Source organism: Burkholderia sp. 567 (assembly GCF_040545115.1).
Lineage (GTDB): Bacteria > Pseudomonadota > Gammaproteobacteria > Burkholderiales > Burkholderiaceae > Burkholderia > Burkholderia ambifaria.
Window position 1 is genome coordinate 14,149 of record NZ_JBEPLG010000015.1, and the last position, 12,972, is coordinate 27,120.

Genomic DNA, 12,972 nt, shown 5'->3' on the forward strand with positions numbered 1-12,972 from the left:
CGCCCCGTGCGGCAAGCAGGGCACAAAAAAACGCCACGGAACGCGGGTTCCGTGGCGTTTTTCATGGCGCCGCGCGTGATGCGCGGCCCACGCGGGCGCGAACTTACTTCGTGTTCGCGTTCGCGGCGGCAACGGCCGTCATGTTGATGATCCGGCGCACGGTCGCGGCCGGCGTCAGGATGTGAACCGGCTTCGCCGCGCCGAGCAGGAACGGGCCGACCGTCACGCCTTCGCCGCCGACCATCTTCAGCAGGTTGTACGCGATGTTCGCCGCTTCGACGTTCGGCATGATCAGCAGGTTCGCTTCGCCCGACAGCGTCGTGCCCGGGAACGCGGCCTTGCGGACCGCTTCGGACAGCGCCGCGTCGCCGTGCATTTCGCCGTCGACTTCGAGGTTCGGTGCGCGCTCGCTGATCAGCTTGCGGGCTTCCGCCATCCGGCGCGACGACGACGACGGCGCGCTGCCGAAGTTCGAGTTCGACAGCAGCGCGGCCTTCGGCGTGATGCCGAAGCGCTCGATCTCGGCGGCAGCCTGGATCGTCATGTCGGCGAGCTGTTCCGCGCTCGGCACTTCGTTCACGTACGTGTCGCACATGAACAGGTTGCGGCCCGGCAGCATCAGCAGGTTCATCGCCGCGTAGTGCTCGGCGCCGTTCGCACGACCCAGCACCTGCTCGATGAACTTCAGGTGCGTGTGGTACGTGTCGATCATCCCGCAAATCATCCCGTCCGCATCGCCCAGGTGCACGAGCATCGCGCCGATCAGCGTGTTGAACTTGCGCAGCGCGGCCTTCGCGACTTCCGGCGTGACGCCGTCGCGCGCGCCGATCTCGTGGTACGCCTGCCAGTAGCGGTGGTAGCGCGTGTCGTCTTCCGGATTCACGATCTCGAAATCGACGCCGGCCTTCAGCTTCGAGCCGATCTTCTGCAGGCGCATCTCGACGACCGACGGACGGCCGATGATGATCGGCTTCGCGATCTTTTCCAGCAGCACGAACTGCGCGGCGCGCAGCACGCGCTCGTCCTCGCCCTCGGCGAACACGATGCGCGCCTGCTTCTGCTTCGCGGTCGCGAACACCGGACGCATCACCATGCCGGTGCGGTAGACGGTCGCGCCGAGCTGCTCACGGTACGCGTCCATGTCCTGGATCGGGCGCGTGGCGACGCCCGAATCCATCGCGGCTTGCGCGACGGCCGGCGCGATCTTGATGATCAGGCGCGGATCGAATGGCTTCGGAATCAGGTACTCCGGCCCGAATTCGAGCGAGTGGCCTTCATACGCCTTCGCGACTTCCTCGCTCTGCTCGGTTTCCTGGGCCAGTTCGGCGATCGCGCGCACGCACGCGAGCTTCATTTCTTCCGTGATCGTCGTCGCGCCGACGTCGAGCGCGCCGCGGAAGATGAACGGGAAGCACAGCACGTTGTTGACCTGGTTCGGGTAGTCCGAACGGCCGGTCGCGACGATGGCGTCCGGGCGCACCGCCTTCGCGTCTTCCGGGCGGATTTCCGGTTCCGGGTTCGCGAGCGCCAGGATCAGCGGGCGGTCGCCCATCGTCTTGACCATGTCCTGCTTCAGCACGCCCGCGCTCGAGCAGCCGAGGAACACGTCCGCGCCGACGATCGCGTCGGCGAGCGTGCGCGCGTCGGTGGTCGCCGCATAGCGCTGCTTCGACGGGTCGAGGTTGCCGCGCCCTTCGTAGATCACGCCCTTCGAATCGGCGACGAGGATGTTCGACTTCGTCAGGCCGAGGTTCACGAGCAGGTCCAGACACGCGATCGCTGCCGCGCCCGCGCCGGAGCACACGAGCTTCACGTCGGCGAGGTTCTTGCCGACGACCTTCAGGCCGTTCAGGATCGCGGCCGACGCGATGATCGCGGTGCCGTGCTGGTCATCGTGGAAGACCGGGATCTTCATGCGCTCGCGCAGCTTCTGCTCGATGTAGAAGCATTCCGGCGCCTTGATGTCCTCGAGGTTGATGCCGCCCAGCGTCGGCTCGAGCATCGCGATCGCCTCGACGAGCTTGTCGGGGTCGGACTCCGACAGTTCGATGTCGAACACGTCGATGCCCGCGAATTTCTTGAACAGGCAGCCCTTGCCTTCCATCACCGGCTTCGCGGCCAGCGGGCCGATGTTGCCGAGGCCGAGCACGGCCGTGCCGTTCGTGATGACGCCGACGAGGTTGCCGCGCGACGTGTACTTCTGCGCGTCGAGCGGATCGGCGTGGATCGCTTCGCACGCAGCGGCGACGCCCGGCGAATAGGCAAGCGACAGATCGAGCTGGTTCGACAGCGGCTTGGTCGGTGTGACCGAAATCTTGCCGGGTTTCGGGTTCAGGTGATAAGCGAGTGCGGCCTGCTTCAGTTGTTCGTCCATGATTGACCTGCGAGAGACATGCGAAATTTTGACGGTTCAGTACACAGCACCTTGAGCCGCGTCTGCCGGGATCGAGGGGATGGTCGACTGCGAGACGGCTCGCGACGCACCGGGTCGGCACGCCACCGAACCTTGGCGGGTGGGCAAGAGGAAGTACAAAGTACTGAACGATTTCTAAGGGTCGCCTAGTGTACACCCCCTAAATGACCTCTGTTGGTGCACCGCGGCATCCCTGGCATCGGCGTCCGCGTGATCGTGCCCCGTTTGTTTCGCCGGTGGTGAGCTGCGCGTCGAACCTGCGCGAGTTCCGCCGAAAACCGGCCCGAATCGGGTAAAATAGCGGGCTACGCGCGCAGCGATGCGATTGGCCCGCCGATCGCACCCCCGCCCCTCCGGCAGGTTCCCCTTGCTGCGCCGCCGGGCCCGCGCCCGCTCTTCGCTCATCACCCAAGGAATGCCCATGACAGGCTACGATCGTCAGTCGATCTCGGATACGACCGCCAAAATCCTGCTCGAAGTGCAGGCGGTGCACTTCAACGCCGAAAAACCGTTCATCTTCACGTCCGGCTGGGCAAGCCCCGTCTACATCGACTGCCGCAAGCTGATCTCGTATCCGCGCGTGCGTCGTGCGCTGATGGAAATGGCGGAAACGACGATCATGCGCGACGTCGGCTTCGAGCAGATCGACTCGGTGGCGGGCGGCGAGACGGCCGGCATCCCGTTCGCGGCATGGCTCGCGGATCGCATGATGGTGCCGATGCAGTACGTGCGCAAAAAGCCGAAGGGTTTCGGCCGCAACGCGCAGATCGAGGGTCATCTGGAAGAAGGCTCGCGCGTGCTGCTGGTGGAAGACCTGACGACCGACAGCCGCAGCAAGATCAACTTCGTCAACGCGCTGCGCACCGCGGGCGCGACGGTGAACCACTGCTTCGTGCTGTTCCACTACAACATCTTCAAGGAAAGCGTGTCGGTCCTGAAGGACATCGACGTCGACCTGCACGCGCTGGCGACCTGGTGGGACGTGCTGCGCGTCGCGAAGGCATCGGGCTACTTCGAGACCAAGACGCTCGACGAAGTCGAGAAGTTCCTGCACGCGCCGGCCGAGTGGTCGGCCGCGCACGGCGGTGCCACGGCCCCGAAGGAATGACGCCGCGCCGGCCCGCAGGCCGGCACCCTGGCTGAAAGAGCCGCTCGCCTGATCGCGAGCGGCTTTTTTTCGTCCGTCGATCCGCATCACGCCGCGCCCGATTGCGGGCAATGGCATGCGTCGCTCATCGAACCCTAATGCTAGACTTGATCCATCGCCTCCATTAGCTGCGCAGGCAACGCACAACGCCAACAATGCCGGGAGCATCGATCCGGTTCACGTGACGGGAGAAGCGCCATATGCGTGTGGATCGCCGGATCACTTCGCCTGCGTGCCCGGGTCGTCCGTCTCCGTTCATCGTCGCCGTTCTCTGCGCTGCCGCTTGCATTGCGTTCGCCGCTCCGCGCGCGCGGGCCGAAGGCCCGTTCACCGTGTCGAGCGACGCGCTGACGCCCGGCGGGCGCGTGCCCGCCGCGAACGTGTTCGACCGCGGCGACTGCAAGGGCGAGAACCGCTCGCCGCAGCTCAGCTGGCACAATCCGCCGCCCGGCACGCGCAGCTATGCGATCACGATCTTCGATCCCGATGCGCCGGGGCACGGCTGGTGGCACTGGGCCGTCACCGGCATCCCGGCGAGCGTCACGAGCGTGCCGGCCGATGCGAGCGCGTCGGGCTTCCTGCGGCGCATCGGCGCGAGCGAAGCGCGCAACGACTTCGGGATCGACGGCTACGGCGGCCCGTGCCCGCCGCCCGGCAAGCCGCACCGCTACGTGATCACCGTCCATGCGCTGAAGGGCACGGACCTGCGCGTCGCGCAAGGCCGCCCCGCCCCGATGTTCGAGCACGAGATCGGGACGCTGACGATCGGCACCGCCCGGCTCACGGTCAATTACGGGCAGTAAGCGGTCGCGCACGTCCGGCGTCGCGATGGCCCGCGCCAGTGAAATCCCGTGCGTGCGACGCACGCTTTTCTCCCGTCATTTCGGCTTGCTAGACTCCGCTGCACCGCTCGCGGCATCCCGCCGTGCATCGGTCGCGCCGCCCGAGTGCGGCGCGTGTCGCGGCAGGCCACGACGCCTGCCCTTTCGTCCCCTTCCGGAGAACGCTTCATGTCGAACATCGTCATCGTCTATCACAGCGGCTACGGTCACACGCAGAAACTGGCCGAGGCCGTCCATGCGGGCGCGCAGGATGCCGGCGCCACCGCGCGCCTGATCGCCGTCGGCGAACTCGACGACGCAGGCTGGGCCGCGCTCGACGCGGCGGACGCGATCGTCTTCGGCGCGCCGACCTACATGGGCGGCCCGTCCGCGCAGTTCAAGCAATTCGCCGATGCCACGTCGAAACCGTGGTTCACGCAGAAATGGAAGGACAAGATCGCCGCGGGCTTCACGAACTCCGCGACGATGAACGGCGACAAGTTCTCGACGATTCAGTATTTCGTCACGCTGGCGATGCAACATGGAATGGTATGGGTCGGCACGGGCATGATGCCGGCCAACTCGAAGGCGGCCACGCGCAACGACATCAACTACGTCGGCGGCTTCACGGGCCTGCTCGCGCAGTCGCCGGCGGACGCGACGCCCGACGAGGGCCCGCTGCCCGGCGACCTCGAGACCGCGAAGGCGTTCGGCGCGCGCGTCGCCGACGCGACGACGCGCTGGCTGGCCGGCGGCCGCTGAACGCGCCCACTCGCTCGCGCCGCGGTTCGCGGGTCGCGGGTTCGCGGTTCGGGGGGCAGCGCAGCGCACGCGCGTGAAAGGGACGCAAGACGGCCCGCGGGCCGTCTTTTTTCGCCCCGTGCGGTGCAGGTCCGCCGGATGACGTCTTAAAATGGCGGTTTCAGGGCGCCGCGGCTCCCGTTTCATTCAGCGAGAACGAAATGAGCACCAAAGTTTTTGTCGACGGCCAGGAAGGTACGACGGGCCTCAAGATCTTCGAATACCTGTCGGCGCGCAACGACATCGAGATCCTGCGCATCGAAGAAGCGAAGCGCAAGGACGTCGACGAGCGCCGCCGCCTGATCAACGCGTCGGACGTCACGTTCCTGTGCCTGCCGGACGTCGCGTCGCGCGAATCGGCATCGCTGGTCGAGAACCCGGACACGACGCTGATCGACGCGAGCACCGCGTTCCGCACGAGCGCCGACTGGGCATACGGCCTGCCGGAGCTGACCCGCGCGCAGCGCGAGAAGATTCGCACGTCGAAGCGCATCGCCGTGCCGGGCTGCCACGCATCTGCCTTCGTGCTCGCGATGCGTCCGCTCGTCGACGCGGGCATCGTCGCGCCGACCTTCGCCGCGCACAGCTACTCGATCACCGGCTACAGCGGCGGCGGCAAGTCGATGATCGCCGAATACGAAAGCGCGGCGCCGGGCGGCAAGCTCGCGAGCCCGCGTCCGTATGCGCTCGCGCTGGCGCACAAGCACCTGCCGGAAATGGCCGCGCACACGGGCCTCGCACACGCGCCGATCTTCACGCCGATCGTCGGGCCGTTCCTGAAGGGCCTTGCCGTGACGACCTACTTCACGCCCGAACAGCTCGCGAAACGCGCGACGCCGCAGGACGTGCAGCGCGTGTTCGCCGAGTACTACGCGGACGAACCGTTCGTGCGCGTCGCGCCGTTCAACGCGGACGCGAATCTCGACAGCGGCTTCTTCGACGTGCAGGCGAACAACGACACGAACCGCGTCGACCTGTTCGTGTTCGGCAACGAAGAGCGCTTCGTCACGGTCGCGCGCCTCGACAACCTTGGCAAGGGCGCATCGGGCGCCGCGATCCAGTGCATGAACCTGAACATCGGCGCCGCCGAGGATGCGGGCCTCAACCGCTGATCCCGCTTGCACGCGATGCAAAGCCGGCCGCTGGCCGGCTTTTTATTTATGCGTCGCAGGCAATATATAAAATCCGGCTCGTGCATTTACAAATATTTACAAGCTTTCCATTGCGCGATTACCGGTGAATTAATTTCGCTCTCCTTTTCTCCTGTCAATCCCGAATAGGGATAAACCGGATACCCTCGCTTTAAACGCTTCCGTTATACGCGGGAAGGCTCCGCGAGCCGCCCGTGCGTGGCAATCGCCCAACTTCAGCGGCACTCTAGCGCCCTCCGCGCGTTTTAATTCTTACTGAAATCGCCAGCCTGCAAGGATTCCTAACGCCCGCTTTGTTTCAATCGCCTTTTTTAGACGAGTTCATCAATTGACAGCAAAAATCCGCGCAGCGACATTAGCTCGCACAATTAAACGATTGGAGACAGCGGCATGTCGCACGCCTTATCGAAGGGGGTGGCAACGGCCTTTGCCATCGCACCTTTCCTGATTGCCTGTGGTGGAGGGGACGGCGGCTCGCCCGCGCCGATCAACACCCCCCAATGTTCCGGATCGGACTGCGGCACGCAAGGGCCGCCGCCGTCGCAGCCCGTCAACGGCTCGCTGTGCCCGGCCGATGCCGACATCGTGAAGAGCACGTACCTCGGCGGCGCCGGTAGCGGCGAGGTCGTCAGCGTCAACATCGACGCGGTCGCGATGACCTACACGCTGAAGTGGCTCGAATCGCCGATTCCGCTCGCGACCGGCACGGTCACGCCGACCCGCACCGGCACCACGATCACCGGCAAGGTCATCCACCCGCCGGCCGGCACGCTGCCGACCGCGGAGCAGACGCGCTGCGCGTTCGTCCTCACGCCCGGTTCGGGTAAAGCACCGAACGGCTCGACCTATTCGACGGCCGCCGACTTCAACCATGCGAACCCGCCGATGCTGCTGGTCGGCATGGGTGTCGCGGGCGGCGGCATCCCCGGCGCGACGGTCCAGTACGACGGGCTGACGATCAGCGTGGTCGGCCTCCCGGTCTTCAAGAACGTCGGCCAGGTGCCGAACCGCCACTTCGACTTCTATCCGTTCCTCGGCTTCGCGAACACGACGACCGACCTCACGAAGCTGCCCGGCACGTACAACGCGCTGCTCTACCACCTCGTGCCGTCGGGCAACTATGCGACGAAGGGCACGAATTCGAGCGAGACGTTCGATGCAAACGGCGCGTGTACGTCGACGAGTGCGGGCGGCTGCCAGACGACCGGCGATCCGTGGACCGTCAACACCGCGAACGGCGGCTATCTCGACAGCGCGAAGGCACCGCAGATCCTGCCGCAGACGCAACTGCCGCTGATCGGCGCGACCGGCAAGTCGGCGACCGCGCACATGGTCATCGGCCAGCTCAACGGCGCGACCGTGCCGGTGGTGGTCCGCACGGGTTCCGTCTATCTGGGCACCGACCTCGCGCTGCATACCGATGCGAAGGTCGACGACGAATCGGGCATCGCGGTGCTCGGCGCGGCGAGTGCGATCCAGTCGGGCGCGATCGATGGCGGCTACGCGGGCGCGGACTCGAACTTCAAGTACACGGCCGCGCTGATCCGCGGCAGCAACGCGTCGTTCATCAACCCGACCACGCAGGCTGAAGAAGACGGCTTCACGCTCGACTACGGCCAGACGACGGCCGGCCTGCTGAACGCGACGACGAAGCCGCCGAGCGGGGCGACCTACCCGTCGGCAACAGGCGTGGTGATCGCGACGGGCGGACTGTACGCGGCGCTGATCCAGGGCACGGTGAACGGCGGCGTCACGCCGACGTCGGCGAACTCGAGCACGTCGTCGACACCGTACTTCGGCGTGGGTGCGCAGATCAGCAAGTAACGATGGGGACGCGGCGGCGGCCGGTTCGCCGCCGCGGGATGCAGGGAAGGCACGAAGCGACGGCGCCCGGCACGGCGCGGGCAGCACGAGCACAAGCAATAGAAGCGGTCGACAGGGAGCTGGCCGCCGGACAAGACAAATCTGGAGGAGCAACATGAAGCGCAACCTCATTCTGGCGGCGGCCTTTGCCGCCCCTCTTCTTTCCGCCTGCGGCGGCGGCAGCGACAATCCGCCCCCGCTCGTCGAAGACCGGCTCTGCCCCGCGTCGCTCGACTACAACACCGTCTACACGGGCGGCGCCGGCAGCGGCGAACTGGCCAAGGTGCAGCTCGACACGACCAAGATGACCTGGCAGGTCACCTATGTCGAATCGCCGGTGCCGCGAACCACCGGCACCGTCACGCCGACCCGCGCGGGCACCGTCGACAGCGGCACGCTCACGCAGGAAACGATGCTGCCGACCAACAAGCTCAACCAGTGCGCATTCCGCCTGAACGGCGCGAGCCTCGATGCGTCGCGTCCGGCGCGCATCTTCGTCGGCTTCGGCGTCGCGGGTGGCACGATCCCCGGCAAGGAAATCCAGTTCGCCGGCGTGCTCGGCCAGGCGGCCGTGCCCGACACGAAATTCCCGTACTACCCGTTCATCGGCTTCTCGTCGATCGAGACCGACATCACGAAGGTTGCGGGCACATACAGCCACGTCGGCTTCGGCGAAGTGCCGTCGCAGAACTTCGCGCCGGCGTCGATCGACGCGAAGGTGACGATCAACGCGGACGGCACGTGGACCAAGTGCGATACGACCGGCCAGTTCGCCGGCGGCGCGTGCACGCAGCAGGGCACGAACTTCGTGCAGTCGGCCGACGGCAGCGGCGCGTTCCAGACGAACAACTACGCGAGCCAACTGAAGCCGACGCTGTCGGCGACGCCGCAAGGCAAGGGCTTCATGATCGTCGGCAAGCTGCGCAACCAGCTGGTGCCGATCCTCGTGCGCACCGGTGTCGCGAACCCGAACCCGACGCCCGACAGCAACGGCGTGCCGGGCCTGACCGCCGACGACGAATCGAGCATCTCGATCCTCGCGCCGCAGACCGCGGTCGCGGCCGGCTCGCAGAACGGCGAATACATCGGCGTCGACAGCCGGTTCGACTACCGGACCACCGCGCTGATCAACAACCAGGCCACGCTGCTGGATCCGTTCCAGCCGTCGCAGGCCTCGCTCGCGACCCCGCTCGACCTGGACTACACGCAGAAGGTGCCGGGCACGGTCACGACGATCCATACGGGTTCGGGCAGCACGTCGCCGACCGGCAAGTTCATCTTCACGGGTGGCGTGTTCGGTTTCCTCGACAACGCGGGTTCGACGCCGTATTTCACGATCGGCGCGTTCGTCCAGTAAGCGGAGGCAAGCCGTGATGAAGAAGACCCTTCTCTGCGCGGCGGCCGGCGCCGCCGCCCTGGCGCCGCTCGCGGCGCACGCGCAGAGCGCCGGCAGCAACGTCGTCACGCTGGGCTGGTTCCACGTGATGCCGCAGCAGAGCAGCACGCCGATGACAACCAACGTCGCGCCGACGCCGATCAACACGCCGCTGCGGCTGCCGCCGTCGTTCACGTCGCCGGGCACCGGGCTGCGCACGAGCGGCGCGGATACCGTCGGCCTGACGGTCAGTCATTTCCTGACCGATCACATCGCGGTCACGTCGGTGGCCGGCGTACCGCCGGTGTTCAAGGTATCGGGCCAGGGGACGATCCGGCCGCCGGGCCCTGCCGGCGCGCTCGGCACGCAGAACATCGGGCTCGGCTCGGTGAACCCGATCGTGAAGAGCGTGCGGCAGTGGAGCCCGGCGCTGATCCTGCAGTACTACTTCGCGCAGGCGAACGCGAAGTTCCGGCCGTTCCTCGGCCTCGGCGTGTCGTACAACTGGTTCAGCGACCTGCAGCTCAACACGAACTTCATCAAGCAGACGCAGGACAACCTCGGCGCGATTCTCGCGGCGGGTGCGGGCAAGCCGGGTACGACCTCGGTGGAGGCGAAGGCGTCGTCGTCGTGGCAGCCGGTGTTCAACGCGGGCCTGCAGTACAACATCACCGAGCATTTCGGGCTGGTCGCGTCGGTCACCTACATCCCGCTGAAGACGACGTCGACGGTGACGATCAAGGCGGCCGACGGCACGGTGCTCTCCGAGTCGAAATCGGACCTGAAGGCCGATCCGATCATCAGCTATGTCGGGATGACCTACAAGTTCTGACGCCGGCGACGGAAGGGACGCAGGAACGGGAAGGGACGAATGGATGGCCCGCGGCAAAATCGCGGGCAAAAAAAAGCCCGCCTAAGAGGCGGGCTGAATCCATATCAGAGGAGACATGGAGGAGACAGGTGTAACTATAGCGAATCGATTTCCGCATTGCAACATTTCCGTGGAGAAAATCAGGATTTTCCCTCGAATGCGCACTCTAGATCGCTAGTTCGACTCCGACCCCTTCCTGATTTCCCTGTCGAGCACGCCTGCCAGCGCGTCGCGCAGCAGCGTGACCGGCCGCGTCAGGCGGCCCGGCAGCGCGCCGTGCACGACCCACACGTTGATCCGCGTCTCCAGCCCCGCCGTTTCCACTACCCTCAGCGCGTCGCGATGCGCGCTGCGCGCCAGCGCGTTCGGCGGCGCGATGCCGATGCCGGCGCCGCGCGCGACGAGCGACAGCTGCAGTTCCGAGCCGAACGCCTCGACCGCGACGTCGAACGGCAGCCCGGCCGCCCCGAGCGCGCGGCTCAGCGCCGAACGCATCCCGCAGCCGTCCTGGCTCAGCACCCACGGAAAACGCGACAGCACGTCGAGCGACAGCGGGCCGTCCGGTAGCGGGAAATCGCGCGCGGCGACGAGCACCGTCGGCTGCGTGCCGAGCAGCGTGGCCGTCAGCGCGTCGGGCAGCGCCGCGCCGGCTGGCGCCATCACCGTCGCGACATCGAGCGTGCCGCGCTCGATGCCCTGCACGAGCGCGGGCGACCAGCCGGCCGTCACGCGCAGCGTGAGCCGCGGAAACGCGTCGCGCAGCCGGTCGATCGGCTGCTCGAGCGCCAGCTCGGACAGGAACGGCGGCACGCCGATGCGCAGTTCGCCGGACGGCTCGCTGTCCGGTGCGCCGGCCGCCATCAATTCGTCGACCGCGCCCAGCACGTTGCGCGCGAGCACATAGACGTCGCGCCCGGCGGCGGTCGGCTTCAGCGGCTTGCTCTGACGCTCGAGCAGCGGGATGCCCAGCAGCGTCTCGAGATTCTGCACGCGCCGCGTGAGGCCCGGCTGCGTCAGATGAAGTTTCGCGGCGGCGGCGACCATCGACCCGCTATCGACGACCGCGACGAACGCCTGGAGATCACGCGTATTCAAAGCGAACTCGCATAATCATGTTAGACATATTTCAATTGTCGCATAAACATCGACCACCTACGATGGGGATTCCTTCGCTCTACTCCCCAGGCTTCCGATGAACTGTCCTGCCGACTCCCGCCCTGTCGCCGGTCCCCCCGCGCTCGGCGCACCGCCCGCACTGAGCGCGGGCATGACGCTCTTCTTCGCCGCGACGGTCGGCGTGATCGTGATGGACCTGTTCGCCGCGCAGCCGCTGACCGGCCCGATCAGCGTCGACCTGCGGCTGCCGCCCGGCTTGGCTGGCCTCGTCGCGATGCTGCCGCAGCTCGGCTACGCGGCCGGGCTCGTGCTGCTGGTGCCGCTCGTCGACCTGCTCGAGAACCGCCGCCTGATCGTCGTGACGCTCGTCGCGTGCGCAGCCGCGCTCGCGCTGCCGGCCTTCACGCGGTCCGGCACCGTGTTCCTGCTCGCGACGCTGGCCGCCGGCGCCGCGTCGAGCGTGATCCAGATGCTGGTGCCGATGGCCGCGTCGATGGCGCCCGAAGCGCAGCGCGGGCGCGCGGTCGGCAACGTGATGAGCGGGCTGATGCTCGGCATCCTGCTGTCGCGGCCGCTCGCGAGCCTGATCGCGGGCACGGCCGGCTGGCGCGCGTTCTACGCGCTGGCCGCACTCGCGAACGCGGCGATCGCGGCGGTGCTCGCGCTGCGCTTGCCGCCGCGCGTGCCGTCGGCGACGGCCGGCTATCGCGCGCTGCTCGCCTCGATGGGCCGCCTGCTGGCCGACGAACCGGTGCTGCGCCGGCATGCGCTGTCGGCCGCGCTCGCGATGGCCGCGTTCAGCGCGTTCTGGACCGCCGTCGGGCTGCGGCTCGCGCAGCCGCCGTTCGGCCTCGACCTGCACGGAATCGCGCTGTTCGCGTTCGCCGGCGCGAGCGGCGCGATCGTCACGCCGCTGGCCGGGCGCGCCGGCGATCGCGGCCATGGCCCGGCCGCGCAGCGCCTCGCTCACGTGACGATGCTCGCGGCGCTCGGCGTGCTCGGCATCGCCGGCGCCGGCTGGTTCGGCTTCGATGCGCACACGCATCGCGACGTCGCGCTGGCGTTGCTGGCCGGCGGCGCGGCGCTGCTCGATGCAGGCGTAATCGTCGACCAGACGATCGGCCGCCGGGAAATCAATCTGCTGAACCCGGCCGCGCGCGGGCGTCTGAACGGGCTGTTCGTCGGGCTGTTCTTCGTCGGCGGCGCGCTGGGCGCCGCGCTCGCGGGCAGCGCGTGGGCGTGGGGTGGGTGGAGCGCGGTGTGCGGTGTCGGCTTCGCGTTCGCGGGCGCCGCCGCCGCGTTCGGGGTGTCGGCCGGGCGCCGCAGCGGCGTCACCGTGCGGCCGCGCGCGTGACGCGTTCCCGATGTAAAAACGCCCCGCCCTCTGAGGAGATGCGGGGCGTGCGGCGGGCCG

Annotated in this window: 10 protein-coding genes; 8 read left to right on the top strand and 2 right to left on the bottom strand. The window is 67.4% G+C overall.

The genetic code is table 11. The features are described from left to right. Positions 1-103: 103 nt before the first annotated feature. Entirely contained in the window at positions 104-2,374 is a 2,271-nt protein-coding gene (locus ABIC50_RS31205) for an NADP-dependent malic enzyme (protein WP_105832052.1), read from the bottom strand. A gap of 460 nt (positions 2,375-2,834) precedes the next feature. Here ABIC50_RS31205 and ABIC50_RS31210 point away from each other — a divergent pair, with 460 nt between their 5' ends. The 7 genes from ABIC50_RS31210 (at position 2,835) to ABIC50_RS31240 (ending at position 10,403) form a co-directional block, all read left to right on the top strand. Next, positions 2,835-3,521 carry an orotate phosphoribosyltransferase gene (locus ABIC50_RS31210; protein ID WP_006752465.1) on the top strand — a complete coding sequence of 229 codons (687 nt, stop codon included), beginning with the start codon at positions 2,835-2,837 and terminating at the stop codon, positions 3,519-3,521. Positions 3,522-3,760: 239 nt separating this feature from the next. After that, positions 3,761-4,363, top strand: coding sequence for a YbhB/YbcL family Raf kinase inhibitor-like protein (locus ABIC50_RS31215; protein WP_175792224.1), 603 nt, complete (start codon positions 3,761-3,763; stop codon positions 4,361-4,363). 207 nt (positions 4,364-4,570) lie between these two features. Beyond that, a complete protein-coding gene (locus ABIC50_RS31220; protein ID WP_334042694.1) occupies positions 4,571-5,143 on the top strand; it encodes a flavodoxin family protein in 573 nt (190 codons plus the stop codon). Between the two features lie 200 nt (positions 5,144-5,343). Continuing rightward, positions 5,344-6,294, top strand: a complete 951-nt coding sequence (gene argC, locus ABIC50_RS31225; RefSeq protein ID WP_012362872.1) for an N-acetyl-gamma-glutamyl-phosphate reductase — start codon at positions 5,344-5,346, stop codon at positions 6,292-6,294. Positions 6,295-6,723: 429 nt separating this feature from the next. Beyond that, entirely contained in the window at positions 6,724-8,157 is a 1,434-nt protein-coding gene (locus ABIC50_RS31230) for a DUF2957 domain-containing protein (protein ID WP_354168634.1), read from the top strand. A gap of 154 nt (positions 8,158-8,311) precedes the next feature. After that, positions 8,312-9,553: a DUF2957 domain-containing protein gene (locus ABIC50_RS31235; protein ID WP_011655737.1), complete on the top strand. Its 1,242-nt coding sequence runs from the start codon at positions 8,312-8,314 to the stop codon at positions 9,551-9,553. Positions 9,554-9,569: 16 nt separating this feature from the next. Continuing rightward, on the top strand, positions 9,570-10,403 hold the full coding sequence (locus ABIC50_RS31240) for an OmpW/AlkL family protein (RefSeq protein WP_011655736.1): 834 nt from the start codon (positions 9,570-9,572) through the stop codon (positions 10,401-10,403). 213 nt (positions 10,404-10,616) lie between these two features. On the opposite strand, the gene ABIC50_RS31245 is transcribed toward ABIC50_RS31240, so the two are convergent. Next, positions 10,617-11,537 (bottom strand): LysR family transcriptional regulator, encoded by a 921-nt coding sequence (locus ABIC50_RS31245; RefSeq protein ID WP_354168635.1) that lies wholly within the window; start codon positions 11,535-11,537, stop codon positions 10,617-10,619. Positions 11,538-11,634: 97 nt separating this feature from the next. On the opposite strand from ABIC50_RS31245, the gene ABIC50_RS31250 reads away from it, so the two are divergent. Then, positions 11,635-12,912: an MFS transporter gene (locus ABIC50_RS31250; protein ID WP_354168637.1), complete on the top strand. Its 1,278-nt coding sequence runs from the start codon at positions 11,635-11,637 to the stop codon at positions 12,910-12,912. Positions 12,913-12,972 lie beyond the last annotated feature (60 nt).